This window comes from Pelolinea submarina, from assembly GCF_003966975.1.
Taxonomy (GTDB): domain Bacteria; phylum Chloroflexota; class Anaerolineae; order Anaerolineales; family Anaerolineaceae; genus Pelolinea; species Pelolinea submarina.
Window position 1 is genome coordinate 3,220,634 of record NZ_AP018437.1, and the last position, 26,101, is coordinate 3,246,734.

The following is a 26,101-nucleotide window of genomic DNA, read 5'->3' on the forward strand; positions in this document are numbered from 1 at the left end:
AGCTGCCCTTCAACGGAGCTCGGGGCGCTTTATTGAGAAAAACACTGCGCCGCGCCGCCAACCTGCTCATCCCGCTGGGCGCCTGCCTGCTGGCGGGCGCGCTGCTGATTTTGGCTACCGGCGAGAACCCGTTCACGACCTACGCCAACCTGTTCGACAGCGGTTTTTCCTGCCGCGCGGGCGCGGGGCGCTGTGCCTTTCTGACCACGCTGCAATTCGCCACCCCACTGATCTTCAGCGGCCTGTCCGCCGCGGTGGCCCTGCGGGCCGGCTTCTTCTCCATCGGCCAGGCCGGGCAAATGCTGGTGGGTGCCGCGGGCGCCTGTTGGATCGGCAGCCGCTTCAACCTGCCCGCGCTGGTCCATCCGGCGGCTGCCCTGGCCGCGGCGGCTTTCTTCGGCGCTTTGTGGGGGTTGCTGCCGGCCCTGCTGCGCGAGTTCACCGGCGCCAATGAGATCATCGTGACCCTGCTGCTCAATCCCATCGCGGGCGTTCTGGCAGGTTTTTTCCCGCTGGACCGCATCCTGGACAGCGCTAAATTGATGCCGCTGGTGGTCAGCACCAAACTGACCGCCGGTTTTATCCTGGCGCTCTTGTTTGCTCTGCTGGTTTATCTTTTATTGTGGAAATCGGGCTGGGGGTTGGCCGTGCGCAGCGCCGCGCAGGCGCCGCGTTTCGCTAAATACGCGGGCATCAATACCCATAAAACTGTCATTACCGCCATGCTGCTGAGCGGCGCGCTGGCCGGTCTGGCCGGCGCCGTGGAAGTGCTGGGCGTGCATTACCACTACGTCTCGACCTTCTCGGCCGTCAACGACTTCGACGGGCTGATCGTGGCCTTCGCCGGCGGGCTGCATCCTTTTGGGGTAATCCTGCTGTCAATCCTGTTGGGTGGGTTGCGCTCCGGCGCGCTGGTCGGGTTACAGATCCGCTCCGGCATCCCGCGTGAGCTGGGTGGCGCGTTGATCGCGCTGCTGCTGATCTTCACCGCCATGCACAAATTCTATCGGGTCAATGGAAATAGCGAGAAAAAAGTATAACTCGGCAAAAAACCGGCAGCAAAGTTCGCTGCCTGTTTTTTATAGATAGACCGAATCCACCCCGCTGATATATTTGGAGCTGCGCGTGATGCGGAAGGGCAGCGCCGCGCACACGCGCTGGGCTTCGCGGTCATCCGCTACCAGGTATTTCAATTCCACGATCAAACTGCGGCGATCCTGGAAATGCTGGCGGAAATGGTTTGACAGTTTGCCCAGGTGGTAAAAGCTTAGTTCAGCGTCCACCGTAATGCGGAAGGTTTCCTCCGGAGTGGCAAAATACCAGCGCTTGTAGCGGTTGAGCATGGCAAATTCCAGGCCGCGCAGGCGTACTTTCACAGCTTGCGGCAGTTCAGAAGCCGCCACAATTTCGCAGAAGTCCCGCTCCGTCAGAGTCTCGTCCATGTAAAAAGCCGGGAAGGGGAACTGCTCCTTGCTGCCCACTTCACCCTGCTTGTTCTTGAATTCCAATAGGGCGTCGTCCACTGGCCGGAAAAGCTCATGATACCAGCGTACGCGCACCTTCCGGCGCTGGCGGTAACCGTTCACGTTGCTGTAATAATCCGACAGCAGGGGTGTGTCCAGGTAGATGTTATTGACGTAGCGCGGCGGATACAGCTCGCGGAAGAGGGCCGGATGCGTTTTGAGCACCGCGATGGCTTGCGCGGCGCTCATGCCCTCCACCACAAACTTCTTCTCGTAGCGGCGATCCGCGCTTTCAGGCTGGAAAGCCTTTTTTGGCAGTCTCATCCTATGCCTTTGTTGTCCAGGAAGGTGATCTGGATGCCCTTGGAAAGCGCCTGCAGGGCATTCTTGGCGGCCTCAAATTCAGCGCTGTTCTTGAACTCCACCAGATAGGAGACCTCCAACATTTTCGCGTCCTCGTCGTAGCGCACCAGGCGCGACTGAGCCGCGTGCTTTCTCAGCGTGCCGGTAACGGCTTCCAGGCTGACTTTGTCGGGATTGCCGCTAGTGACGGTCAGGTGCAGGTTGAAATCGGACTGCCGCCCGCGGAACAGGCGCGCGATGCCGATGACCGCCACAACCACCGCCATGGCAACCACGGTGATCAGGCGCTGGTTGTCGCCCAAGCCGATGCCGATGCCGATCGCGAAGAACAGGTAAGCCAATTCCTCGGGTTCCTTGATCGCCGCGCGGAAGCGCACGATGGACAGGGCGCCCACCAGGCCCAGCGACAGCGCCACGGACGAACGCACGATCAGGATGATGAAGGTGGTGGTGATCGTGATCAGGATGAAGTTGGCCGCAAAACGCCGGCGGTTGGACAGGGCCGAACCCCAGTAGATGTACACCCGGCTGAGCACAAAAGCCAGCACGACCGACAGCAGCAGGTTGACCGAGAAGGTGGTAAATTCCGGCGGGCTGGCCTGGCTGCCGGAGAGTTGGGCCAGCAGGGATCCAATCCCGTATTGAGTGCTCGGCTGCGCGGTGGCCGCTGCGGCGGGCTGATCACCGGCCGGCGCGGGAGCCATTTCCTGCCCGCCGCCTTCGACCATGATAGGCGCAACGCTCAGGTCATCGAATTCAGCCGAAGATTCTCCATCCACTATGAAGCCCAATGAACCGCCGCCGGGCGCCTCGCCTGTTTCCTGGGTTTGCAGCAATACCTGTCCATTGACGCTGACTTCATACTGCCCGGATTGGGCAGTGACTTTAACGGTATCCCAATCTCCGCTGAACCCGCTCCACTCGGCGCCCGCCAATTCATTGGACTGCCCCGTGGCGGTTCTTTCGAGAGAAACCCGCTGCCCATCGAAGATCACGACGTTATCGCCGTCATCGCGCATGTGGAAGCGGAAAAAGATCAGTCCCGGTCCGGTGAAGCGTACTTTGAACTCGGCGGTAAAGTTGCTGAAATCACCCAAACGGATGGCGACGTTACCCGGCCCAATGACCAGCACACCATCTTTGACGATGGTTTCCGGGGAATGCTCCCAATTCGGGAGCTGGGGATCATCAAAGGGTTCGGTGAAACCGCCGCCATTCTCCTGCGCGGCAACCGTTCCAAGCGGCACAGCCAGCAATAAGATCAGGCTCAAAACCATTCCTGTCCAAATTCGATGGGTAGATTTCATTACGCACCTCACAAAACGATTTTTTCTTACGATTTATTCCTGTACTAAAGCGGATTGGATGTACGCGCTCCGCTGGGTTACAAAATTTTTCAGTTCTTCTCCTGAATTCTGGAAAGCATCCGGCGGGAACATCGACTGCTCGCCGTAAAAAGCCTTATCCCCCGTCGATTGGGCAACATAGGGCGCGATCATGTTGTGATATTGCTGGATCATGGGAGACAGGTTCTGCGGGTTGAACCAGTAGCGCGATAACAGATCGATATAGGCCCGGTAAGCATCCTGATACTTCTCCACCGAGAAAACCAGATCATAGAGCGGAGCGCCTTCCATCATGCCGGATTCCGAACGGGTGAAGAGCGGCGCATCGGTGCCCCCTCCCCAGGTCAGATCCCAGGGGATCCATTCAAAGCGCCCGCTGACAGAATCATTGAAAAGATAAAAATTATTGCCGGTATAGATATAAGAATCCCAGTTATCAATGATGATATTGACCGCCAGATAACGCAGGAAAGCGTCCACGTTCAGACTGGATTCCAGGGCTTGGATTAATTCCGCGTCGCTGGCGTATTCCGTCCCGTCCACCACGCGGCACAATGCCACGATATCACTGTAATCCGCTTCCGCTTCATTGTTCATCTTCCCGTAAGCGTATTGGCCATTTTGGACGGGATAGTCTTCAATGCTGTCGCCGTGGTAGATCAGGTCCATCGGCCCGCGCTGGGCGTGGCTGGCCTTGTATAAATTACCGCCTTTCGCGTCCTGCCCAAAACGGTTGCCGATATATTTGTTGTCCACGCGTTCAACCATGGAGTAAACGCCCCAGTAAATGGGATCCTGGCCATCGTCGCGGATATCGATCCACAATTCCACAAAACTTACGAAACTGGCCGGCAGGCCGGCAAAACGCATCATCTCGTATGCCAGCTTCTCTTTCAACAAACCGGGGTCGCCGATGTTGTTCAGCAGCATCAACTGGCGCAGGTTATGGTATTCCTGGTCGGCAATGTAAGCGTCCGTATCGATCTTCCAGGGCTTTTTGTCCCCGGACATACGCAGGGAAAACTGCCCGCGCATGCGGAAGCCCACATCCTTCAGCTCTTCACCGAACACATTCACATCCGCCTTGGCTTGGTATTTGGATTCCACATCCGCCCACATTTGGGTCCAATCCGCCTGGTCCAGGCTGACCTCGATGCGCCGCACGCGGCTGTCATCGAAGACCGTCCAGTAATCCACGCTGCTGGAAGCCGGATGGCGCACACTCACCCGGGTGGACGCAACCGCCGTGCCTCCGTTGGCGTCCGTCACCCGCAGGGAAATGACGTAATCGCGTGGTTTGCTGTAGGAATAAGAAGCGTACCCGCCGTTGGCGGTCGCGTCGGTTTCAAAGGAACCGTTGCCGTCCAGGTCCCACTCGTAACGTACGATAGCCCCGTTTGAACTGCTGGAACCCAACGGGCTGAAATAGGCGGTCAGCGGCGCCCAACCATCGTTGGGCATGGCATAAGCCTGTGCGCTGACGTTCGGATCAATTGCACTAATCTGGGAATCACCTGCATTGCGGCCGGAACCGACCAGCATGAGCGGCGCTGCCGCCAACAGCAGGACAATAGCGGCCAGTTCGATGCCACGCAGCCATTTCCCCTCTAAAAAAACCTGTTTTAAAGAAAGCGAATGCCTATCCCTTCGCATGTTTAATTATACACTTATTAATTACATTTATATATTATTGAAAAACTCGATTTAATATTAATAATAATTACTTGTTGTATAATATACATACAATTTAATACCTGCCAGCAATCATACAAATTGCATCCCCAATAAAACCATTTCCCAGGGGAAATTCATAGCAGTATTTTGATTTTCCTTCCCAGCTACCGTCCATTTCACCATAAATACAATTGCAACTTGATCGATTGTAAATATCTGAAAGAGAGGGAGTTATGAAAACCAATATGAGATCCTTGTTCGCCTGTGTATTGATCCTGCTGTTTGCAAGCCTGGCCTGCACCATCGACTTCGGCGGTTCGTCCGACGCGCAGGAAACCCTGACGGCCATCTATCTGCAGGAAACCTTGGATGCGCAAAGCATGGCGGAAGCAGCCCCGCCGCAGGAAGAAGCCGTCGCAGAACCCACCCTCACCGTCGAGGTGGTCCACGCTATCACACCCGGCAATCCCGGCTGGGTATCGCAGTGGTGGCAGGACACAGATTCCTCCGGCACTGCCTCTCAGAACCGCGCCAGTGGCGGCGATTACCTCAACCAGAATTTGCTGGAACGCCCCTTCACCGCCCAGGATATGACCTACCGGCAAGACGTGGACCTGGGCAAGGTGGAGATCAGCCAGGACAACACTTTCTACTACTTCCTCCTGCACTTGGATGGCGTGCACAGCCAGAGCGGTATGCTGTCCGCCTTCTACGGGGTGGAACTGGATCTGGACAAGGACGGCCGCGGCGACCTGCTGCTGTGGGCGCGCGGAGACGGCAACACTACCTGGAATATTGAGGATGTGTTCGTGTACAGCGATGAGAATAACGATGTCGGCGGCCTCCGGGCCATGCTGGCCGACGCGCCCAGCAGCGGGCTGAACGGCTACGAAAAGGCGTTGTTCTCACCCGAAAACCTGGGAGATCCGGACGCCGCCTGGAAGCGCGTGGATCCATCTGACAGCAGCGTAATGCAGTTGGCCATCAAGAAGTCCCTGATGAGCAACGCCAGCACCTTCATGTGGAGCGCCTGGGCGGACGATGGCGTCATCGACCCGGGCAAGTTCGATTACAACGACCAGTTCACGCTCAATCAAGCCGGCAGCCCTCTCAGCGGCGCGGCGGATTATCCGCTCAAGGCCATTTTCCTGGCAGACAACACCTGCCGCCTGGCCTACGGCTACGAGGAAACCAGCGACGCTTCCTGGCTGTGCCGGCGGGCCGAACCCACCCCGCAGCCGACCGTCCCAGAACCGGAGGAAGAAGAGGAAGAACCGCCCTGCACCTGCCCCAGCAACCGCACCTTTATCACCGACAAAGCCTGCTGTGAGTACTGCGGCTTTACCTGGGGAGATAACGACGAATTCCCCTGTTATTAGAACAGGGAATCCGGTCAGTAGAGAACAGTCGTCAATCGACAGGATAAAGTGATGCGCATGAATAAAATCTTATATATCGGTACCGCCTTTATGTTGGCGGGTTTGTTGGCATGTTCGGCGGGGCAAGAGCCAAACACTGGTGATCAATCCGCCGCTTCTCGCAGCGAATCCGGTGGCTCATCTTCAAGCTACAGCCAGCCGCTGGCGCAAACTTCCGGGGACGTAGTAGACCCGCAAGCCTTCGAATATCTGGGCGCCTTCCGCCTGCCCGGCGGAGAGGACCCGCCCCTCACTTTCGCCTACGGCGGCAACGCCATGACCTTCAACCCGGATGGGGATGCCGGCGGCGGTGATGGGTTTCCCGGCTCGCTGTTCGTGATGGGACACGACCGCATCGCCTATGGCGGCCTGCCGGACGGCGGCCAGATTGCCGAAGTCAGCATCCCGCAGCCGATCATTTCAGAGAACATCGAGGACCTCAACACGGCAGAATTCCTTCAGGATTTCCAAAACGTGCTGGCCGGTTACTTCACCAATTTGGAGGAAATTCCGCGCGTGGGTATGGTTTACCTGAACGCGCCGGAAACCGGCCCAAAGATCCATTTCACCTGGGGGCAGCACCTGCAGGAACCCGGCGACCCGTCGAACGGCTGGTTCGACCCGCAGTTGGATGACCCGCAGGTACAGGGCCCCTGGTTCATCGGCCAGCAGGATCCTTACAGCATCACCGGCTACATGTTCGATATCCCGGCCGAGTGGGCGGATGCTTACGCGGACGGATATACCCTGGCGACCGGACGCATGCGCGACGGCGGCATGGGCGGCATGGGGCCTGCGCTGATTGCCTACACCCCCTGGCTGGCGGACGGCTCCGCCCCGCCCGGCGGGACGCGCCTTGAAGAAAAAACTTTGCTTTTGTACGAAAACACGTACAACACGATCGCCATCGAGCGCAGCCTGAACGGCTACCAGCACCCGGATGAATGGGAGGGCGGCGCCTGGATCACCACGGCTTCCGGCGCCAGCGCGGTGCTGTTCGCCGGCACCAAGGGTACCGGGGACAAATACTGGTACGGCTATATCCACCCGGATGGGCCGCAGTACATCTGCGTGGATGAACAGGCCGCTGATATCGCGGATATGTGCCGTTACGCGGACGGTTCGTTCTGCACCGAGGCGGAATTGGGCGGCTGCTGCGACGCGGAGGCAGGCACCTGTGTCTCGGACCGCGGCTGGTGGACGACCCGCTTCGACGCGCAGATGATCCTGTACGACCCGGCCGAACTGGCCAAAGTGGCCGCGGGTGAGCTGGAGTCCTGGCAGCCGCAGCCCTACGCCGTCATCGACATTGACGAGCATCTTTACCTCGACCCGCCTGAATGGGACGAAATATACATGGGCTGGGGCGATCAGCGCCGCGCGCGCGTGGGCGAAGTCTCCTTCGACCGCCAGAACGGCCTGCTCTACCTGCTGGAGCTATACGCCGACGGAGCCAAGCCGATCGTGCACGTGTGGAAGATCAATTAGGGAGTTGACAGACCTATTTTCCGGACGGGATGTCTTTCCACAGGACCAGTGAGCCGAGGATACCGACCAGCAACGCCAGCGGGCAAATCAGAACTGCCAGGATGAAGAAGGTGCCTTCCAGGAAACCCAGCAAGCCGCTCAGGAACACTGAGGCGGTCATGCTCGCCAGCGCGTAGAACAGGTTGTGCAGCACCACGCCGACCAGGAACCCGGCCGCCGCGTAACCGCACGCAAGCAGAGAGATCTTAACCTTGCCGCTCAGTTTGGCTTTGTAGACCATCAGCACCAATCCCAGCCCGGCCAGCGTGAACATTCCCCACAGGGCAAAGATGTTGACGCCCGCCAGAATGCCCATGTTATCCGAGAACATCAGGAAGACCACCAGCGCTGCCAGGACAACCAGGATGATGAAGAGCGATTGGATCGTCAGGATACGGTTTTTTAGGATATGCATAGTTCCATCTTAGCGGATTTTGGAAGGAATTACAAATTGCCAAACTATGTTTTCGATAATTCTCGAGCAAGCGGACCCACGAACATGGCTATTAGTATTTTAAGGCGCGGTGATAATCATAGTGAGTCAAAGAAGAAAATTATTAATTTGTAAAAGCATATGCTATAAATATTCTGTAAATATATCAAAAATGCAGGAATTGATAAACTAAAGAGAGAGAAAATGGCAAAAGAGTTTTCGGAAGATACTAAAAACAAAGTCCTACTTTGGTCAGATCGGCATTGTTGTCTATGCAAGAAAGCATGTGGAGTTGATATTCAAGTCCACCATATTATTCCTAAAGAGAAGAAGGGTACTGGAGTAATTGATAATGCCATTCCACTTTGCTACGACTGTCACGCAAAAGTTCACTACAGTAGTCTTCAAGGCAATTCGATCAAACCTAATGAATTAAAAAGACGTAGAGATCAAATTTATGAGGAGTTTACTCATCATCTTCTGTCTCCGGTTATGTTCTTACTCACACAAAGAGGTGGAAGAGAATTCCCGAGTATAGGTTTTGATATTAGAAATACTGGTAACACATACCCAATTGGTGTTCGTGTTGACCTTTATGCTTATGCCAAAAGAAAAGAGATTCATTTCAAAAAGGGTGAGAACGGGTATTATTCAGGTAGACATATATGGAACCTAAATCCTGGGAAAGGGTTCATCAATGCAAATTTCATATTGCCAGATTATATGATGCCGGTAGGGTTTACAGAATTAACTGCCGAAGAACAATCGAGTTATAAATTACAGATCCGAATAAAGTTAACAATCATCGATATTCTTGAAAGAGAACACGAACTACTGCCTGAAGGATTTATCTACTCTCCAACTATACAATCAGAACAAAAATGGTATGCTGAACCATAAACACTTATTTATATATTAAAACAAAATATTAGAAAAAGGGCTGGATGAAATCATCCAGCCCTTTACAAATTCACGAAAGATTTTCCTAATCCCCTTGCGCGATCTTGAGCATGGCCTCCAGCGCGATAACGATGGCGTTCTCCTCGCCGCGGCGGAAGTCGGCTTCCTTGTCCTCGGGTTTGGTGGCCTTATTGGTGCCGTCGGAGGCGTACAACGCGCCGGTGCGCCAGCCGCGGTACTGGCCGACGATGAAGAGCGTGTCGCTTTCCATCTCGACCGATACGATGCCGGCTTTCTGGTAAAGCTCGCCGCGGGAATTATCCTCGCGCGGGGCATAGAATGCATCGCCGGCGGAACCCACACCCACGGTAACGGGGATGTCCAGCGCTTCGGCGGCTTCCACCAGTGCGCGCAGGACGGAGAAGGTCGGAACAGCCGGGAAGCGGAGCGGCAGATAAGCTGTGGAGGTACCGCCTTCGCGCACGGTACCGCTGCCGATGACGACGTCGCCCACCTGCTGGAAATCCTGGAACACGCCGCAGGAGCCCACGCGGATGAAGGTGTCGGCGCCCATGTGGGCCAGTTCCTCCAAACCGATAGCCACTACCGGGCCGCCCATGCCGGTGCCGATCACAGTCATGGGAACACCCTTGTATTCACCGGTGTACACCACGTAACCGCGGCTGTCGGCCACCAGGCGGGGTGAATCGAAGTGATCCGCGATCTTTTTTGCGCGCGCCTGATCGCCGGGGCAGAGCACGTAGCGGGCGATGTCCTTTGCGTCACATTTAATATGCCATTCCATAACTTCCCTCCATTTAATATTGTTAAGATTGTCCTACAATTATAGCAGAGCGGTATGCTTAGGCTGTATAATTTGGGTATCATTTTTCCGTATTAACTTATTTTATTGGAGGATCGCATGAGTATAGTGGTATTTGGCAGTATCAATATGGATTTGACTGCTTACGTCCCCAAACTTCCCCAACCCGGTGAAACGCTGCAAGGCAGTTCGTACATCACCGTGCCGGGCGGCAAGGGCAACAACCAGGCCGTGGCCGCCTGCCGGCTGGGCGCGCCCACCAAGTTCGTTGGACGCGTGGGCACAGACGGGTTCGGCGAAGAAGTGCTGAAAATCGTAGGCGAGCAGAAGGTTGACCTGAGCCAGGTCATGAAAGATCCCGAACACGGCACCGGCATCGCCGTGATCTGCGTGGATAAGAACGCCGAGAACACCATCATCATTATTTCCGGCGCCAACTTCGCCCTGGACGACAGCGACGTGGCGCGCGCTTCAAAGGTGATGACAGACGCCAAGGTGCTCATGCTGCAGCTGGAAGTGCCGCTGGATGCCTGCCTGAAAGCGGCCAAAGCCGCCAAGGAAAAAGGCGTGCAAGTAGTCTGGGACCCCGCTCCGGCGGTTCCCCTGCCGGACGAAGCCTTCAAGCTGATGGACTTCATTACCCCCAATGAAACCGAAACGGAAATCCTGGTAGGTTTTAAACCCGAAAACGCCGAGGATGCCTCGCGTGCCGCCAAACTCTTCCTCGCGAAGGGCGTCGGCACGGCCATCATTAAGTTAGGCGCCAGGGGCGTTTACTACGAAAACGAAAAGGAGAGCGGTTTTGTGCCTCCTTATAAAGTGACTCCCATCGATACGGTCGCCGCGGGCGACGCTTTCAACGCCGGGCTGGCCGTGGCCATCTCGGAAGGCAAGCCGCTGGCCGAAGCCGTACATTGGGGCGCCGCAGCCGGCGCCATCGCTACCACGCGCAAAGGCGCCCTGCCGGCCATGCCTCATCGCGATGAATTGATGCAATTAATGAAGGAGCAGGCATGAGCTGCAAACTGATCACCAGCGACGTCGTCCTATGTTTGGACGCCGACGATCACATCTATAAGAATGGCTACATGGTGGTGGAAGACGACCGCATCACCGAGATCGGCTACCAGAAAGATCTGGACAGCCGGCGCAAATTTGACGAGACCGTGGAACTGGGCCCGCGCCTGGTCATGCCCGGCCTGGTCAACGCCCACACCCACAGCCCCATGACGCTCTTCCGCGGGCACGTGGAAGGCCACACGCTCTTCACGCTGGACGGCTGGTTCAACACCATCCGCGTGCTGGAAATGAAGATAGACTCCGAAATGATCGGCCCGGGTGTGGCCGTGTCCTGCGCGGAAATGATCCGCACCGGCACCACCACTTTCGTGGATCAGTATTTCTGGATGGATCACATCTACCCGGAAGTTCGCAAAAGCGGCCTGCGCGCCGTGCTGGCCTACGGCATTGTTGAACTGGGCGAAGAAACCGCGCGCAAGCGCGAGCTGGCGGCCGCGGCGGCCTTCCTGGAATCCCTGCAGGACGATCCGCTGCTGACCGGCTGGCTGGGACCGCACGCTTTCTTTGTGGATAACAGCGAAACCGCCATGGGCCTGGAAAAAGAACTGGCCGATAAGTATAAGGTCGGCTTCCATACGCATTTTGCCACCGGGCAGGAAGAGAACGATTACTGCCGCGAGCATTACGGCATCACCGCCATCCAACAGTTGAACAAGATGGGTTTCCTGGAATATCCCATCATCGCCGCGCACAGCATCGGCATCCCGCTGGAAGATCTGGACACCGTCAAAGACAAACCTTTCACGGCCGTCTTCGCCCCCTCCTCCGGCATGCGCAACGCGGCCGGCATCGCCCCGCTGAACGCGCTGCGGGCGGCCGGCGTGAACGTGGCGCTGGGCACGGATAACGTCACCAACAACAACAGCTACGACATGTTCAAGGAAATGGCCATTACCGGCAAGATCATGGCGCTGTTGGAACGCAACGCGGACGCCATCCCTACCCGCTACATCCTGGACATGGCCACCATGGGCGGCGCGCGCGCCATCGGAATGGAAAAAGAAATCGGTTCGCTTGAAACCGGCAAGAAAGCCGACTTGATCGCGCTGGATTTGAACGAGATCGGCTGGGCGCCCTTCGGCGGGCAGGACTTCTACGCCGCGCTGGTTTACGCCGTCAGCGGTTACCACGTGCGCGACGTCATGGTGAACGGCAATTGGCTGTTCCGGGACAATGACTGGACCAGCATGGATTACCTGAAGGTGCGCGGCGAGCTGGAAGCCAAGCACGACGAACTGATGCGGCGCATCAAGGAATAGAAGGTTACCGGATGAAAAGATTTATTATCGACACCGACGCGGGTGTGGACGATGCCCTGGCAATCCTGATGGCCCTCGGCCAGAAAGATGTCAAAATTGAAGCTTTCACCACCGTGAGCGGCAACGTGGGCGTGGACAAGACCACCGCCAACGTGCTAAAAATTCTGGATTTGGTCGGGCAGGATATTCCGGTCTATCCGGGCTGCCCGCGGCCGCTGGTCTGCCCTACCTACGACGCAGCCAGCATCCACGGCTCGGATGGCTTGGGCGACGCCGGCATTCCGGCCTCCAAGCGCCAACCCGAAGGCAAGCATGCCGCCCTGGCGCTGATCGACCTGGCCAACCAGAACCCCGGCCAGCTCAGCCTGATCGCCATCGGCCCGCTGACCAACCTGGCCGCGGCCGTCACGCTCGACCCCGAGCTGCCGGGCAAGTTCGCCGAGCTGACCATCATGGGCGGCGCCATCTACGCCAAGGGCAACACGCACGTCACGGCTGAATTTAACATCTACGCCGACCCGGAAGCGGCGCACGTGGTCTTTGAACGCTGGCCCAAGGTGCGCGTGCTCTCGTGGGAGACCACCATGGCCTACCCCTTCAACGGCGAGCAGGTCAAGGGTTTCTTCGGCATGAACACGCCCAAAGCCCAATTTTTTCACGACATCTACCAGAACACGCTCGGTTTCCTGCGCGAGAAATTCCACCAGGATCTGCTGTTCTCGGCCGACGGCCTGGCGGTGGCCTGCGCGCTCAACCCCGGCATCATCACGGCTAAAGAGGACCATTTTGTCTCGGTTGAGTTGAACGGCAGCGACACGCGCGGCATGACCTCGGTGGACTGGTTCGGCCTGAGCGGCCAACCCGCCAACGCTGAAATCATCCTGGAGATCGACCACGCGCGCTACGTAGAAATGATCGAAGCCAGTTTGCAGTAAGCATGGCTACTTTCGATAAAGAGCAGGTGCTGGCCAAAGCGCAGGAATACGCTCCCCAGGTGGAAGCTTTCCTGGCGGACATCGTGCGCATCCCCTCGGTCAACAAACACGACCCCGAGGTGCGCGTGGCCGAACGCATCCTGCAGGAAGCTCAAAGCCTGGGTTTCGAGAGCGAATTGGCCGCCAAAGACCCGCAGCGGCCCAACGTACTGGCGCGTTACGGCCAAGGCGATAAGGGCTTTGCGCTGATCGGGCACATTGACACAGTCGCCGAAGGCGACCACGCATCCTGGACATTTCCGCCTTTCGAGGCGCACATTGACAATGGACGCATGCTGGGGCGCGGCACAGCCGACAACAAGGGCGGCGTCGCCATCAGCATGTACACGCTCAAACTGCTGCGCGAGCTGGACCTGATCGACCCGCAGCAGTGCGCCGTCACGCTGGCCGGTGTGGCCGACGAGGAAGCCGGCGCCTGCAGCACGCTGGGCGTGCGCTACCTGCTGGACAGCGGCAAGCTGCGCGCCAGGGGCGCCATCTACACCTACACCAGCGACATGGTCTGCATCGGCCACCGCGGCCTGCTGCGGTTGGAGATCCGCACCAAGGGCGAATCCATCCACGCCGGCATCGATGCCTGGCACCAGAAGACCAGCGGCCTGAACGCCGTGACCGCCCTGGCGGACATCCTGCTGCGGCTGGAAAAGCTGAAGGTCGCGACCGAGCCGGTCTCGGGTTTCGAGAACCTGGGCTTTACCATCACCCCCGGCACCATCTTCAACGGCGGTGTATACGAGAGCATCGTACCCGAAGCCGCCAGCGCCATCATCGACATCCGCCTGCTGCCCGGGCAGGACGGCCGAGCAGTGGAAGAACGCGTGGCCGAGATCGTGCACGCAGTCGAGCGGGAGCGCCCCGGATTGAAAACTGAGATTGTCAAGAAGGTCGATATCCCCGGCGCGGCTATTCCACTGGACCATCCATTGGCGACCATCGCGCAGGAATACACACGGGTTTATCATGGCAAAGCCTGGCCCATCGCGGGGGCCGGCCCCGGCAACGAAGGCTATATGCTGATCGGCGCAGGCATCCCCACGCTGTGCGGTTTCGGCGCCACCGGCGGCAACCCGCATGCCCCGGATGAGTGGATTTTGTTATCCAGCCTGCCGGAAACCATCGCGATTTACGCAGGCATTATTCACGATTATCTAAACCAAATTTGAGGAGAGAACATGTCACATCTTGATCGAGATCCCTGGGTGGATGTCAAAACTTTTCACGGTTTCGCGGCCGACCACGTCATTTCCGCGCTGCAAAAAGAAATCCGCCGCGGGCATACCGAAAACGCCGCGCTGCTGGCCTATGAAATGATCCTGACCAGCCCGGCTATGGAAGAATATATGTGGTACCGCCTGAAAGTCATTTCTGTGGAAGATATCGGCTTCGGCGACCCAATGGCCCCCGTGCTGGTGCAGAGCCTGTACGAAATGACCAGCGCCTGCGACCATTCCGTGGGCGAGCGCAAACTGTACGCCATCCACGCCGTGCGCTACCTGTGCGCCTGCCAGAAGGACCGCTCCAGCGACGAGATGATCAACTGGATCATCAACTCCGTGGAGAGCGGCGAGGCCCTGCCGGTAATCCCCGATTACGCATTGGATATGCATACCGCCGAAGGCCAGAAGAAGGGCCGCGGCCGGCGCTTCTTCTTCGAAGAGGCTTCCCGCATCGAACCGGAACTCCCCGGTCGCGATAAGAGTTACCTGGAGCGCATCATCAAGATGCTGGATGAGGGCAAGCTCAAGGATTAATTGGTTTCGTCAGAAGAAAAGCTGCCTTCGACAAGCTCAGGCAGCTTTTTTGTTTAAATTCCTCACGTTTATCCCCCTCACCCCCCTTTCTGTCATTCTGCTCCTCAGAATGCGCCGATCGCGAAGCACTCCCCAGGGGAGAGGATCTATCATGATCTAAATGCCAGCCGAGATCCTTCACCCCTTTCGGGGTTCAGGATGACAATGGTGGGAGAACGATCTGCCAAGTCGCCTATTTTATCCAGAAATTCAACAACCATTGTCATTCCTAATCTCCGCCTGAAATTCAGGAGAATCTTGCTCACTCCCTATTTCGACGAAGGCGAAATGGGGAGTGAGTCGCGCCAATCGCAGACATCAGGATTGGACCAGATTATCTGTGTGTATCATCCATAAAAAATCATCTTTTTTTTCTGTGTCCATCAGTGGCTAAAAACAATCCAGGTTGTAAAACAAACCACACCCTCACCCCCGGCCAATTCCTACAAAGAGAGGGAGCCGCGCCAATCACAGACATCAGGATTGGACCACATTATCTGTGTGTATCATCCATAAAAAATCATCTTTTTTTTCTGTGTCCATCAGTGGCTAAAAACAATCCAGGTTGTAAAACAAGCCACACCCTCACCCCCGGCCAATTCCTACAAGGAGAGGGAGCCGCGCCAATTACAGACATCAGGATTAAATAACATTATCTGTGTGTATCTCCAATAAAAATCATCGGTTTTTCATCTGTGTCCATCTGTGGTTAAAAACAATCCAGGTTGTAGAACAAACCACACCCTCACCCCTATGGGGAAGAGGGAGCCGTGTCAATCGCAGACATCAGGATTGGACCACATTATCTGTGTGTATCATCCATAAAAATTCATCTTTTTTATCTGTGTCCATCTGTGGTTAAAAACAATCCAGGTTGTAGAACAAACCACACCCTCACCCCCGGCCAATTCCTTCAAGGAGAGGGAGCCGCGCCAATCGCAGACATCAGGGTTGGACCACATTATCTGTGTGTATCTCCTATAAAAATCATCGGTTTTTCATCTGTGTCCATCTGTGGCTAAAAAACTCAGGATTTGATATGCAAACCTAAGCTTGTCCAATAACCCGGTACATCAAATGCACAAAGCCGCCCTCCAGCGCGTCGCTGCGCAGCCACTCCAAATCCACATTATTCTCCAGGTTCAAACTCCTGAATACATTCGGGCTCGACTGACCCACCAGGCAGGGCGAAACCACCAGGCTAATCTCATCCACCAAGCCCTGCTGCAGCAAGACATTGGTGAGCATTCCGCCGCTGTCGGTGCGCAAAACCTTGCAGCCATATCGTTCATTGAGCAGCTCGAACGCCCGGCGGTAATCGACGTGATCTTCACCCGCCAGGATGAAATCGTAATTGCGCTCTTTAAGGTATTCGAGATAAGCTTTGGGGGTGGCCTGTGAAACCAGCAGGATGATGTCTTTGCAGTATGGCGTATCACGGAAAACGTGCAGGTTGCGCAGCCGGCCGCGGCTGTCCGGGATGACCCAATTCTGCCGTGTGTCCCCTTCTTTAACTTCAGGCTTAACAAACGATTTTTCGGTTTCAGGCGGAAACTGCTCAGCCGCCATTAATACCGTTTCACTGCCAAACAACACCATATCTGAATTAAAATTATTGGCAAGCAAATAATAGATTCCCGTATCCTGGAACCCCCGGATACAACCATCCAGGCTGATTTGAGTATGCATGATTATCTTTGGTCTCATAAAACACCTTTCCAGTACAATGATTTTTCGACAGTATACTAAGAGCGTGTGACAGCGTTATGTCAGTAGTTAAAACTCTTTTCCAATGGGGATTTAAACCTTCAGCGGAGGTGTCTCATCGACCGGCTCGATAGATTAATGGCCATTTTTATCCACCTGCAATCCAAGCGCGTAGTGCAGGCGCGTGAATTGGCGCAGCGCTTTGACGTGAGCATCCGGACAATCTATCGGGATATGCGCTCGCTGGAAAACGCAGGCATTCCCATTGCCGCGGAGACAGGCAAAGGATATTTTCTGGTAGAGGGTTACCATTTACCGCCGGTCATGTTCACCCCGCAGGAGATCGGGGCTTTGCTGCTGGCGGAAAGAACCGCGGGGATGTTCACCGATTCTGCTTCGCAGGCCAGCCTGATTTCAGCGCTCACGAAAATCAAAGCTGTTCTTAAGGACGCACAAAAGGATTGGGCTTCGGCGGTAGAGGAGCAAATGTCCGCTTACAATCCGCAGGCAATGGATACGTCGCAGACGAATCGCTTCATCCAGGACCTGCAAAACGCTCTTTATGAGAAAAAAACGCTTGAAATTCGATATCGCTCGCTGAAATCGGAGCGGATCACCCAAAGGAAAATTGAACCGGTCCACATGTATTTCGCCGGTATGTATTGGTACGTGGTGGCGTTTTGTCACTTGCGCGATGCCTATCGTATATTCCGGGTTGACCAAATCGAGGACTTACAACCGACCGATCTGGATTTTACACATACTCACCCGCCCATTGATGAAATCCTGAGAACCATGCTCGAGTCCAAAGCAGGTCATTGTGTGATCCTGCGCTTCCCGGACGAGCTTGCCTGGGAAGCATTCAGGAATCACCTGTTACCGGGCTGCATTCTTAAAACGGAGAACAGCAGGGCCCGCGTTGAGGTCACCGTGTTAGTCGATTCGCTGCCGGTGATAGGAAAATGGCTGGTTGAATCCGGTTGTGAATATGAAATTGTGCAGCCGGATGAATTGAAGGCGGCTGCCCGCCAATACGCGTTGGAGATGGCGGATACGTATCAGCAGCGCGCCGAGGCTTTGGAATAAAAAAAATGCCTGTGCAATCACAGGCATTTTCGATAAGTAATTCTTATCCGTTAATTCTCCAGCGCGGAGCGATCCGCTAGGACGGTTGTATTAGCTGTTTTATTCAACATGCTGGCCGGCAGCGCGGGTGTGGGTTCAACCTGCAACACCTCGTTCAGGATAGCCCGTTTGGAAGCGCCGTTTACCATCAACAGGATCTCCCCTGAATCCTGAATCGTGCCCATGCCGATAGTCATGCCGCAGGAGGGCACGCTGCCCTGCTCCTGCCAATAGGCCGAATTGGACGCCAGCGTTTCGGGAGTCAGCTCGGCCGGGTGCGTCAGGACATCAAAGGGGGTGCCCGGTTCGTTCATGGCCAGGTGCCCATTTGGGCCCAAGCCCAAGACCATCAAGTCCACCTTACCCAGCTTGTCCATTGCGGCTTGGATGCGATCGCATTCCTGCTGTGCATCCGGTGCGTGAGGGTCGAAAGAAAAGACGCGTGCCGGATCGAAATCAACCTTGTCGATAAAAACCTCTTGCAGCCATTGGAACAGCACCGGCCCGGTCTGGCTGGGGCCGTGGTAGTACTCGTCCAATTCAAACAGATAAGCATGTTTAAATGAGACTTCGCCATCCTCAAAGCGTTTGACCAGTTCGTTGAACATACCCAGGGGGGTATTGCCGGTCGGCAGCACCAGGACAGCGTCTTGTTTTTGTTCCAGTACGGCGCAGACGCGCTCCGCGGCGGCTTGGGACAGTTCTTCGTATGTTTCAAAGCGACAGATTTGCATCATTCGGGTCATCCTCTGGCCCGGGCTGCCGCTTTGAGGATATCCACCTTGCGGGTATCCTTGTCCACGTAGACCTGTTTGAGTAAATCAGCCCAGGTAAACAAGACCAAGCCATCTATGGAAGGTTCTGCCACCACGGCTTCAACCGCGCTTTGGAATTCAGCTATGTCAATGCTGGTCTTGCGTCCATAAGATGCATGCATCCCTTCGGTATACAAAGGTTCGCCCTGCAGCGTGCAGACTGTGGTCCGTTCACTGCGCGCTTTGACTTCCCTGCCAATCTGCGGGATCCATTCGACCGGGCGCTTGAGGATCTGGTGATAAGCCATGACCTCAAACAGGTCGATTACCCCGGAAAGTTTTTCGAAGCTCTGCCCATAAACCTGCTCTTCCGCGTTGTCGTAATCGGCTTTACCAAAGGGCACCGTGTTGAGCGCTGTCTTAATATCGCCCTTAATGGCTGCGCAGTTGTCCTTGACCTGTTTGATCACCAGGCGCACTACGTCGCATTTCCAATCGACCCATTCAGTGTAAACGTTAGCCTTGATCCATTGGGCAGCTTCGTAAGCTTCCAGGCTGGGCAGGTCAACATTGCGGTCTTCCATGAAACGTTTGAGGGATATCTTGTCGAAACTGTATTCGATAAGTTCACTGCGTTTGTGCTCCGGCATCCATAATTCCCAAAACTGCGGCCAGCGCATGAAACCGAAATGGATACCATCCGGCTGCAGAATACGCACGGCATTCTCATACAAACCGCTCTTAAAATCCACATGTTTTTGCATGGTTGGCGGGATACCTTCATACCAATCGATTTGCTGCATGGGCTTGCCATTCTCGCCATAGGCTTTATAAGAAGGATTTTCCTCCAATGCCACTCGGTCCATAAAGAACAGGGTTGTCGCCCAATATTCAATCCCATTCTTGCGCAGGGCTTCGCGAAATTTGACGTCATCATAGGATTGATAGCGTTCCATCAATTCCGGCGGCACTTCACTCTTTACCGCGGTATCGGGCATTGGCAGCACCTTGCTCTGGGCGATAATGAAATTTACCCCCCATTCACTTAACAAATCGGCAGCCTGCGTGTAAGACAGATTATATTTCAGGTACCAGTCATTTGAATAGACTTTCAGACCCACTCGCATCTTGGTCAACGTCTACCTCCTTTAGGAATGATTATCAGAAAATTCTTATGAACCCCCATTGTAAACAATACAACGGGAGCTCACAAGAATGCAGCCCCCCTTCACAGGGGGGCTGTCATTATTTAAGGTCTACCATTCACCCGGGAACTGGTCGGCATTTTCAGCCGTGATTTCGGGCATGGGGATGATGTTGCGGCGTTCGGGCAATTCTTCGCCATTGGCAATCATCTTGGCGAATTTCAGAGCCTGCTCGGCATCAGTGGTGGGGGACTGATCCATGGTGCCGTAGATCAAACCGTCGCGGATTGCCTGGGTACCGTTCTTGGAGCCGCCGGTACCAACGATGGCCATTTTCAAACCGGCATCGCGCACAACTTCGCCGGCTGCTGCAGCGGTGTTGTCATCCTGGCTGAATACGCCGTCGATCTGGTCGCCGTAAGCCGTGATGAAGTCTTCCATAACAGCCTTAGCCTGTACCGGATCCCAGTTAGCGGTCTGCTGAGCCAAGATGGTGAAGTCATAACCTTTTTCTTCCATCTGGTCCATGAAACCCTGGTTGCGCAGGTTGGTGGTTGACTGGCCGGGGGTACCTTCGATGATGACGATGTTGCCCTTGTTGTCCAACGCCTTGGCCATCAGGTCGGCAGCGATCTTGCCCTGGACGTAGTCATCCGGGCCGGAGTAGCCGACGATGTACTGCTGGCCGTCTTCGGATGGCTCGTTGGAGACTGCCAGAACGGGGATACCAGCTTCGGAGGCTGCTTTCAGGGAAGGCACAATGGCGTCACCGTCAAGTGAGCATACCAGAATCACGTCCACGCCTTGAGCGATGAGCGTATCGAAGTCGGCTGCCTGTTGGGCAACATCACCTTCCGCGCTCAAAACAACGACGTCCACGTCCGGGTCCTCAGCGGCAGCGGCTTCGAAAGCGCCAATCCAGGCCGCAATGTAAGGCCAACCGGCGTTCGGCGCCGAGTAGGCGATGGTCAGGTGCTTGCCTTCGGCAGCAGCAGCGGCGGGTTCTTCTGCGCTGGCGGAAGCACATGCGCCCAAGACGATGGCTGAAACCAGCATGAGCGCGACGAGCAAATAATACTTTTTATACATATTCTTCCTCTCTTTTTTTCTTTTTTTTTATTTATTACGCATCTTCCTGTCCTGGAAAACGCGTTAAATACATACTCAGCAAATGATCAGGGAACTGGTGGAGTTTTTCGAGAAATTTAGTGATGCTTTCATTATTAGAAACCTTTATCTTCTGTCCTTTATACCGTGCGTTCCCAATGGCAGCATTGAGGTCATTGTGAGGGGATCGTCCGGTTTTTCTCAAAAAAGAGCATTCTTTATCAATAAGGCTTAGTTTCTGTCAGTCTGAAAGTATGTTTCGATTATTATAATATTTGCCGGGGGTTTTGTCAAGTGAATCTTTAGGGATGTGATTTTCTGGTACCAAAATAGAAACTTTCATCATATTCAAGACCGTTCCCTTTAACAATACTTTCATTCTGTTTGAAACTATAGTAGAATTTTAGCAATGAGACAAAACCATCAACCCTACTCCACTGAAATTTTGGGCCAGCTCAACACAATCGTCATTTTGGAGACCATCCAGGCAAATGGATCGATCACCCGGCCCGAAATTATCCGGAAAACCGGATTGAGTTTTTCTACGGTGCTGCGTTCCACCGAAAAACTGATTCAATCCGGCCTTATCGTCGAGTCAGGCCTGGAGGCATCCACTGGCGGTAGAAGATCCACTTTATTAAAACTGAATGATGACGATAAAGTTGTAATCGGCATCGACATGGGCGGCACCAAGATCCTGGGCGGGCTGATCAGCCTTTCGGGAAATATTCTGACCAAAATCAAGGTAGAGGTCGACATCACCAGCTCCCAAACCAGTCTGGATCAACTTTTTGAAATCATCCAACAATTAATTGAAGAATCCAAGCAGCGCAACCTGCGTCCGATCGGTATTGGTGTAGGCGTACCCGGCATCACCGACTCCAAGGGCGGCGAGATCGTCTATTCTCCCTCCTTAGGATGGGAAAAGATTTACCTGAAGGATATGCTCGATGAGCGTTTTCACTTGCCTGTTGTGGTTGAAAACGACGTCAACCTGATGGCGCTGGGCGAATATGGGTACGGCGTTGGACGCGGCGTGCCAAATCTGGTTTTATTAGCTTTTGGCACCGGCATCGGCTCCGGTATTATCATCGACGGCCGGCTCTACCGCGGCTCGACTTTCTCCGCCGGAGAAATCGGGCACATGGTCCCGGGACAGAAATTCCTGTCCGGCAAATACGAGCATACTCACGGCGCACTGGAATTTATGTGTTCGGGCACCGGTATCGCCGGAATCGCGAATACCCAGCTGCGCGAACAGAACCCCGACGCCGTTGCCATCACCGCTAAAGACGTGTTCGAATCAGCGCGCAAAGGTGAGGAATGGGCCGCCAGGATCGTCTCTGACGTGGTGGATTACATCACCATCAGCGTGGCAAATACCATCGTACTGCTTGACCCGGAAGAGATCATTTTCAGCGGCGGCGTGTTTGAATCAGCCGACCTGCTGCTGGAACCCATCAAGAAGCGTTTGGACGGATTGATCCCCATGCATCCCGAGATCGTACTGTCCGACCTGGGTCCTCAGGCAGCCATCATGGGTGCTGCCCACCAGGTATTGATCGAAGTAGCAAAAAACCCATAAATCAAAAGTTTTCAACGAGGTAATCCAATATGGAAAATAACGGTAAGCCCATCTTGCAAATGGAAAATATCAACAAGTATTTTCCGGGCGTGCACGCTTTGCGGGGTGTATCATTCACGGTGCTGCCCGGAGAAGTACACGCCCTCGTTGGTGAAAACGGGGCGGGAAAATCGACCCTAATCAAGATATTAGCCGGCATCCATCACCCGGACAGCGGTCAAATCATCTGGAACGATCAACCGGTCTCCTTCCAAACCCCTTTCGAAGCCTGGAATTCCGGAATTGCCACCATCCACCAGGAATTGATGGTCGTCCCGCAGCTGAGCGTGGCGGAGAACATCTTCCTGGGCAGGCTGCCGCGCACTTCCGCCAATTTGATCGACCACAAAGAAATGTACCGTAAAGCGCAGGACATCCTCGACCATCTGGACATCAACCTGGATGCGCACGAACTGGTGGGCAACCTGCCCATCGCCATGCAGCAGATGGTGGAAATCGCCAAGGCGCTTTCTTTCGACACCCAATTAATCGTAATGGACGAGCCGACCTCGGCCTTGAGCCAACACGAAATCGATATCCTCTTTGACCGCATCAAACGTATCCGCGAGCAGGGTAAGAGCGTCATCTTCATTACCCACAAACTGGACGAGGTCTTTTACCTGGCCGACCGCGTCACCGTACTGCGCGACGGGAGCAGTGTTGGCACGCAGGACATCCACGAACTTACCAAAGACAAACTGGTGCGCATGATGGTTGACCGCGACATCCGCGTAGGCACATTGCACGCGCAGCGCAAACCCGGCAAAAAAATCCTGGAAGTCCAAAACATCACGATTGACGGGCTTTTCTACGATATTTCTTTTGATCTGCACGAGGGTGAAATCCTGGGCCTGGCCGGGCTGGTCGGTTCAGGCCGCTCGGACGTGGTTTCGGCTTTGTTCGGTATTCGTAAGATCGAGGAAGGGCAGATACTGGTCAACGGCAAACGCGCCCGCTTCCACGGGCCGCAGGACGCCATCGCAGCCCACATCGGTTTTGTTCCGGAAAACCGCAAGGAAGAGGGCTTGCTGATGCGCATGAGCGTCCTCGAAAATTTGGTCATGCCCAGCACACCCGCAACTTCCCGCAAGGGTTTACTCAACAGCGCGGTTGAAAGCCGCATCGCCGATGAATTTATCGAAAAATTATCCATCCAAACGCCTTCCAAGTGGCAGTTCATTGGCAATCTGTCCGGTGGAAACCAGCAAAAGGTCATCCTGGCCCGCTGGTTGAACATTTCTCCGAAAATTCTCATCATTGACGAACCCACCCGCGGCATCGACGTGGGCGCGCGTTCCGAGATTCACAAATTACTGCGCAGCTACGCTGAGGACGGTGTAGGCATCATCATGATCTCGTCTGAAATGGAAGAAGTGTTGTCCATCAGCGACCGCATCGTGGTTCTGCGCGACGGGCGCGTAGCCGCATCACTGAACAGCGACCAGGCCACCCAGGAGACCATTGTCTCGTACGCTTTAGGAGTAACAAAATGAACGAGTCCAACATAAAAAAGCCCAACGCAGTCGCGTCATTTTTCCGCAATCTATCCGGGCAGACCATTTGGATGGTGTTTGCCGTGCTGGTGATCACTATCTCCCTGATGGAGCCCAAATTCATTTCCTCCAGCAACATCCTAAACGTGCTGCGCCAGGTTTCCATCGTCGGCCTGATCAGCCTGGGCATGACAGTAGTGCTGATCGGCGGCAACTTCGACCTTTCCACCGGCGCTATCCTGACGCTGGCAGCGGTCGTATCGGTCAACATTGGCCCGGAAAACGGTCCGCTGACAGCACTGGCCATCATCATCCCGCTGCTCCTGGGCGTCTTCGTCGGCTTGCTCAACGGGTTGCTGGTAGGTTTGTTGAAAGCCAATTCCATCATCGTAACGGTCGGCACACAATTCATGGTGGCCGGCGCCACCCTGATCTACACCGGCGGCCAGCACGTGTGGGTATGGTCCCCGACTCAATTCTATGAGGCCATTTCGGGCGGCTACCTGATGGGCATTCCCAACCCCATCTTTATCTTCCTCATCCTGACCGTCATTACCCAGATCATCCTGAAGAGGACTTCTTTCGGGCGTTACGTCTACGCGCTGGGCAACAACGACGATGCCTCGCGCCTGATGGGTATAAAAACCAACCTGATCCGCATGTCCACTTATGTGTTCTCCGGATTCACGGCCGCAGCTGCCGGCATCCTGCTGGCCTCGCGTGTCAAAAACCTCGACCCGACCATCGGCCTTGGATACGAATTCCAGGCGCTGACGGCGGTGGTTTTGGGCGGAACCAAGACCAGCGGCGGCGAAGGGCGCATCTACAATACCCTGGCAGGCGTGTTGACGCTGGGCATCATTTCCAATAGCATGACCCTGCTGAATATTTCCTACAACCTGCAGCTGTTGATCCGCGGCCTGATCCTGCTGACAGCCGTGGCCATCGACGCAAAAAGAAACCAGAGTGTGGCAAGATGAAAAACATCATTCAAAAATCCCTTCAATCCGGATTTGTCACCTTTCTCAAGAACCAAAAAGTTTTGGCAATCCTGATTCCCCTGCTGATTCTGGTCAGCACCCAATCGAACAAATTCTGGTCGCTGTACAACCTACAAGGATTGTGGGTTATTATTGCCATGGACGGTATCATGCTGGTAGGCATGGTTATGGTCATGCTGACTGCGGGGTTGGACCTTTCCATCGGCGCCATCATGTCATTGGCCGGTGTTATTTGCGTTTACCTAATGAACGAACTGGGGCTGCCTATGTGGGCCGGAATCTTGGGCGGTATTTTGGTCGGCGCGCTGGGCGGGGCCATGAACGGTTTGTTTATCACCGCTTTCAAGATCAATCCTTTCATCGCCACCCTGGGCACGATGATCACCTTCGAAGGTCTTGCCATGACGATCACGGATGGCTATCCGGTTGTAAATAAAGTGCTGATTTTCTCGGAAATCGGACGTGGAAAATTGGGCATCATCCCCATTCCGGCTATCATCCTGGCTATGATCTTCACCGCCGGAGTGATCTTCCTGCATTACACCGAGACCGGTCGCAGCATCTACGCCATTGGCGGCAACGAAGAAGCCGCGCATGCCTCCGGCATCCGCGTAAAGCGCGTCAAGTTCATCACCTACACCATCTGCGGCCTGACCGCGGGGATATCCGGTGTGATCCTGGCGTCGCGCCTGAGCACCGGCAGCCCTATCGTCGGTTCGGATTCGGCCCTAAACGTCATCACAGCCGCAATGCTGGGCGGGATCTCGATGAGCGGCGGCGTGGGCACGCTGGAAGGCGCTTTTCTGGGCGTCCTAACCATGGGTGTATTGAGCAACAGTTTTAACATGATGAACATCCAGGCCTATTACCAACAAGTTATTAAGGGTATTTTACTGCTGGTAGTGATCGTGATCGATCGCGTGAGCGCCAATTCGCGTAAAAAAGCACTCGAGCGCACCCGCGGTAAAAACCAAGCTTGATTTCGAGGTCTTCAGGTTTCATCGCAAAGCTGCTGTCCATAACCATCCGGACAGCAGCTTTTTTATCTATGAATACACCTTCACCCCCAGCCC

General features: G+C 55.0%; 23 protein-coding genes. 14 read left to right on the forward strand and 9 right to left on the reverse strand.

What is annotated here, in order from left to right; translation table 11 throughout:
• The first annotated feature begins 32 nt into the window (after positions 1–32).
• Positions 33–1,040 carry an ABC transporter permease gene (locus Pelsub_RS14235; protein ID WP_158675135.1) on the forward strand — a complete coding sequence of 336 codons (1,008 nt, stop codon included), beginning with the start codon at positions 33–35 and terminating at the stop codon, positions 1,038–1,040.
• Between the two features lie 39 nt (positions 1,041–1,079).
• On the opposite strand, the gene Pelsub_RS14240 is transcribed toward Pelsub_RS14235, so the two are convergent.
• The 3 genes from Pelsub_RS14240 to Pelsub_RS14250 are packed head-to-tail and all read right to left on the reverse strand — an operon-like array spanning position 1,080 to position 4,825.
• Positions 1,080–1,787 (reverse strand): VTC domain-containing protein, encoded by a 708-nt coding sequence (locus Pelsub_RS14240; protein ID WP_116225706.1) that lies wholly within the window; start codon positions 1,785–1,787, stop codon positions 1,080–1,082.
• Positions 1,784–3,133, reverse strand: a complete 1,350-nt coding sequence (locus Pelsub_RS14245) for a DUF4956 domain-containing protein (protein ID WP_116225707.1) — start codon at positions 3,131–3,133, stop codon at positions 1,784–1,786. Before Pelsub_RS14245 ends, Pelsub_RS14240 begins: the two co-directional genes overlap by 4 nt.
• A 33-nt stretch (positions 3,134–3,166) precedes the next feature.
• Positions 3,167–4,825: a CotH kinase family protein gene (locus Pelsub_RS14250; protein ID WP_116225708.1), complete on the reverse strand. Its 1,659-nt coding sequence runs from the start codon at positions 4,823–4,825 to the stop codon at positions 3,167–3,169.
• Between the two features lie 254 nt (positions 4,826–5,079).
• Between Pelsub_RS14250 and Pelsub_RS14255 the strand changes: the two genes are divergently transcribed.
• Positions 5,080–6,225, forward strand: a complete 1,146-nt coding sequence (locus Pelsub_RS14255) for a hypothetical protein (RefSeq protein WP_116225709.1) — start codon at positions 5,080–5,082, stop codon at positions 6,223–6,225.
• Between the two features lie 57 nt (positions 6,226–6,282).
• On the forward strand, positions 6,283–7,752 hold the full coding sequence (locus tag Pelsub_RS14260) for a hypothetical protein (RefSeq protein ID WP_126440560.1): 1,470 nt from the start codon (positions 6,283–6,285) through the stop codon (positions 7,750–7,752).
• A gap of 13 nt (positions 7,753–7,765) precedes the next feature.
• Here Pelsub_RS14260 and Pelsub_RS14265 read toward each other — a convergent pair whose 3' ends face one another.
• The gene (locus tag Pelsub_RS14265; protein ID WP_116225711.1) at positions 7,766–8,206 is read right to left on the reverse strand and encodes a hypothetical protein; all 441 of its coding nucleotides are present in this window, start codon (positions 8,204–8,206) and stop codon (positions 7,766–7,768) included.
• Positions 8,207–8,428: 222 nt separating this feature from the next.
• On the opposite strand from Pelsub_RS14265, the gene Pelsub_RS14270 reads away from it, so the two are divergent.
• Positions 8,429–9,124 (forward strand): HNH endonuclease, encoded by a 696-nt coding sequence (locus Pelsub_RS14270; protein ID WP_116225712.1) that lies wholly within the window; start codon positions 8,429–8,431, stop codon positions 9,122–9,124.
• Positions 9,125–9,209: 85 nt separating this feature from the next.
• Here the strand turns inward: Pelsub_RS14270 and Pelsub_RS14275 are convergent, their stop codons facing one another.
• Positions 9,210–9,929: a nucleoside phosphorylase gene (locus Pelsub_RS14275; RefSeq protein WP_116225713.1), complete on the reverse strand. Its 720-nt coding sequence runs from the start codon at positions 9,927–9,929 to the stop codon at positions 9,210–9,212.
• Between the two features lie 117 nt (positions 9,930–10,046).
• On the opposite strand from Pelsub_RS14275, the gene rbsK reads away from it, so the two are divergent.
• The 5 genes from rbsK to Pelsub_RS14300 are packed head-to-tail and all read left to right on the forward strand — an operon-like array spanning position 10,047 to position 15,032.
• Positions 10,047–10,964 (forward strand): ribokinase, encoded by a 918-nt coding sequence (gene rbsK, locus Pelsub_RS14280; RefSeq protein WP_116225714.1) that lies wholly within the window; start codon positions 10,047–10,049, stop codon positions 10,962–10,964.
• The gene (locus Pelsub_RS14285) at positions 10,961–12,286 is read left to right on the forward strand and encodes an amidohydrolase family protein (protein WP_116225715.1); all 1,326 of its coding nucleotides are present in this window, start codon (positions 10,961–10,963) and stop codon (positions 12,284–12,286) included. The genes rbsK and Pelsub_RS14285 overlap by 4 nt, the downstream gene beginning before the upstream one ends.
• Before the next feature lie 11 nt (positions 12,287–12,297).
• On the forward strand, positions 12,298–13,221 hold the full coding sequence (locus tag Pelsub_RS14290) for a nucleoside hydrolase (RefSeq protein WP_116225716.1): 924 nt from the start codon (positions 12,298–12,300) through the stop codon (positions 13,219–13,221).
• A gap of 2 nt (positions 13,222–13,223) precedes the next feature.
• Positions 13,224–14,444: a M20 family metallopeptidase gene (locus Pelsub_RS14295; RefSeq protein ID WP_116225717.1), complete on the forward strand. Its 1,221-nt coding sequence runs from the start codon at positions 13,224–13,226 to the stop codon at positions 14,442–14,444.
• Positions 14,445–14,453: 9 nt separating this feature from the next.
• Entirely contained in the window at positions 14,454–15,032 is a 579-nt protein-coding gene (locus Pelsub_RS14300) for an AAA family ATPase (protein WP_116225718.1), read from the forward strand.
• A 1,086-nt stretch (positions 15,033–16,118) separates the two neighbouring features.
• Here Pelsub_RS14300 and Pelsub_RS14305 read toward each other — a convergent pair.
• Positions 16,119–16,778 carry a dihydrofolate reductase family protein gene (locus Pelsub_RS14305; RefSeq protein WP_116225719.1) on the reverse strand — a complete coding sequence of 220 codons (660 nt, stop codon included), beginning with the start codon at positions 16,776–16,778 and terminating at the stop codon, positions 16,119–16,121.
• 138 nt (positions 16,779–16,916) lie between these two features.
• Between Pelsub_RS14305 and Pelsub_RS14310 the strand changes: the two genes are divergently transcribed.
• The gene (locus Pelsub_RS14310; RefSeq protein WP_116225720.1) at positions 16,917–17,864 is read left to right on the forward strand and encodes a helix-turn-helix transcriptional regulator; all 948 of its coding nucleotides are present in this window, start codon (positions 16,917–16,919) and stop codon (positions 17,862–17,864) included.
• A gap of 50 nt (positions 17,865–17,914) precedes the next feature.
• On the opposite strand, the gene Pelsub_RS14315 is transcribed toward Pelsub_RS14310, so the two are convergent.
• From Pelsub_RS14315 to Pelsub_RS14325, 3 genes are all read right to left on the reverse strand, one after another.
• Positions 17,915–18,640 (reverse strand): 6-phosphogluconolactonase, encoded by a 726-nt coding sequence (locus Pelsub_RS14315; protein ID WP_158675136.1) that lies wholly within the window; start codon positions 18,638–18,640, stop codon positions 17,915–17,917.
• Positions 18,641–18,645: 5 nt separating this feature from the next.
• Entirely contained in the window at positions 18,646–19,794 is a 1,149-nt protein-coding gene (locus Pelsub_RS14320; protein ID WP_116225722.1) for a glycoside hydrolase family 10 protein, read from the reverse strand.
• Between the two features lie 120 nt (positions 19,795–19,914).
• Positions 19,915–20,892 carry a sugar ABC transporter substrate-binding protein gene (locus Pelsub_RS14325; protein ID WP_116225723.1) on the reverse strand — a complete coding sequence of 326 codons (978 nt, stop codon included), beginning with the start codon at positions 20,890–20,892 and terminating at the stop codon, positions 19,915–19,917.
• A 427-nt stretch (positions 20,893–21,319) separates the two neighbouring features.
• Here Pelsub_RS14325 and Pelsub_RS14330 point away from each other — a divergent pair, with 427 nt between their 5' ends.
• The 4 genes from Pelsub_RS14330 to Pelsub_RS14345 are packed head-to-tail and all read left to right on the forward strand — an operon-like array spanning position 21,320 to position 26,008.
• On the forward strand, positions 21,320–22,495 hold the full coding sequence (locus tag Pelsub_RS14330; RefSeq protein ID WP_116225724.1) for an ROK family transcriptional regulator: 1,176 nt from the start codon (positions 21,320–21,322) through the stop codon (positions 22,493–22,495).
• 29 nt (positions 22,496–22,524) lie between these two features.
• The gene (locus Pelsub_RS14335; protein WP_116225725.1) at positions 22,525–24,027 is read left to right on the forward strand and encodes a sugar ABC transporter ATP-binding protein; all 1,503 of its coding nucleotides are present in this window, start codon (positions 22,525–22,527) and stop codon (positions 24,025–24,027) included.
• Positions 24,024–25,007, forward strand: coding sequence for an ABC transporter permease (locus Pelsub_RS14340; protein WP_116225726.1), 984 nt, complete (start codon positions 24,024–24,026; stop codon positions 25,005–25,007). The genes Pelsub_RS14335 and Pelsub_RS14340 overlap by 4 nt, the downstream gene beginning before the upstream one ends.
• Positions 25,004–26,008, forward strand: coding sequence for an ABC transporter permease (locus Pelsub_RS14345; protein WP_116225727.1), 1,005 nt, complete (start codon positions 25,004–25,006; stop codon positions 26,006–26,008). The genes Pelsub_RS14340 and Pelsub_RS14345 overlap by 4 nt, the downstream gene beginning before the upstream one ends.
• Positions 26,009–26,101 lie beyond the last annotated feature (93 nt).

What these genes read in the sequence shown, in the direction of transcription:
- Pelsub_RS14240 (WP_116225706.1), bottom strand. Translation starts at nt 1,787, where the DNA reads ATGAGACTGCCAAAAAAGGCTTTCCAGCCTGAAAGCGCGGATCGCCGC.
- Pelsub_RS14245 (WP_116225707.1), bottom strand. Translation starts at nt 3,133, where the DNA reads ATGAAATCTACCCATCGAATTTGGACAGGAATGGTTTTGAGCCTGATC.
- Pelsub_RS14250 (WP_116225708.1), bottom strand. Translation starts at nt 4,825, where the DNA reads ATGCGAAGGGATAGGCATTCGCTTTCTTTAAAACAGGTTTTTTTAGAG.
- Pelsub_RS14255 (WP_116225709.1), top strand. Translation starts at nt 5,080, where the DNA reads ATGAAAACCAATATGAGATCCTTGTTCGCCTGTGTATTGATCCTGCTG.
- Pelsub_RS14260 (WP_126440560.1), top strand. Translation starts at nt 6,283, where the DNA reads ATGAATAAAATCTTATATATCGGTACCGCCTTTATGTTGGCGGGTTTG.
- Pelsub_RS14265 (WP_116225711.1), bottom strand. Translation starts at nt 8,206, where the DNA reads ATGCATATCCTAAAAAACCGTATCCTGACGATCCAATCGCTCTTCATC.
- Pelsub_RS14270 (WP_116225712.1), top strand. Translation starts at nt 8,429, where the DNA reads ATGGCAAAAGAGTTTTCGGAAGATACTAAAAACAAAGTCCTACTTTGG.
- Pelsub_RS14275 (WP_116225713.1), bottom strand. Translation starts at nt 9,929, where the DNA reads ATGGAATGGCATATTAAATGTGACGCAAAGGACATCGCCCGCTACGTG.
- rbsK (WP_116225714.1), top strand. Translation starts at nt 10,047, where the DNA reads ATGAGTATAGTGGTATTTGGCAGTATCAATATGGATTTGACTGCTTAC.
- Pelsub_RS14285 (WP_116225715.1), top strand. Translation starts at nt 10,961, where the DNA reads ATGAGCTGCAAACTGATCACCAGCGACGTCGTCCTATGTTTGGACGCC.
- Pelsub_RS14290 (WP_116225716.1), top strand. Translation starts at nt 12,298, where the DNA reads ATGAAAAGATTTATTATCGACACCGACGCGGGTGTGGACGATGCCCTG.
- Pelsub_RS14295 (WP_116225717.1), top strand. Translation starts at nt 13,224, where the DNA reads ATGGCTACTTTCGATAAAGAGCAGGTGCTGGCCAAAGCGCAGGAATAC.
- Pelsub_RS14300 (WP_116225718.1), top strand. Translation starts at nt 14,454, where the DNA reads ATGTCACATCTTGATCGAGATCCCTGGGTGGATGTCAAAACTTTTCAC.
- Pelsub_RS14305 (WP_116225719.1), bottom strand. Translation starts at nt 16,778, where the DNA reads ATGAGACCAAAGATAATCATGCATACTCAAATCAGCCTGGATGGTTGT.
- Pelsub_RS14310 (WP_116225720.1), top strand. Translation starts at nt 16,917, where the DNA reads ATGGCCATTTTTATCCACCTGCAATCCAAGCGCGTAGTGCAGGCGCGT.
- Pelsub_RS14315 (WP_158675136.1), bottom strand. Translation starts at nt 18,640, where the DNA reads ATGATGCAAATCTGTCGCTTTGAAACATACGAAGAACTGTCCCAAGCC.
- Pelsub_RS14325 (WP_116225723.1), bottom strand. Translation starts at nt 20,892, where the DNA reads ATGTATAAAAAGTATTATTTGCTCGTCGCGCTCATGCTGGTTTCAGCC.
- Pelsub_RS14330 (WP_116225724.1), top strand. Translation starts at nt 21,320, where the DNA reads ATGAGACAAAACCATCAACCCTACTCCACTGAAATTTTGGGCCAGCTC.
- Pelsub_RS14335 (WP_116225725.1), top strand. Translation starts at nt 22,525, where the DNA reads ATGGAAAATAACGGTAAGCCCATCTTGCAAATGGAAAATATCAACAAG.
- Pelsub_RS14340 (WP_116225726.1), top strand. Translation starts at nt 24,024, where the DNA reads ATGAACGAGTCCAACATAAAAAAGCCCAACGCAGTCGCGTCATTTTTC.
- Pelsub_RS14345 (WP_116225727.1), top strand. Translation starts at nt 25,004, where the DNA reads ATGAAAAACATCATTCAAAAATCCCTTCAATCCGGATTTGTCACCTTT.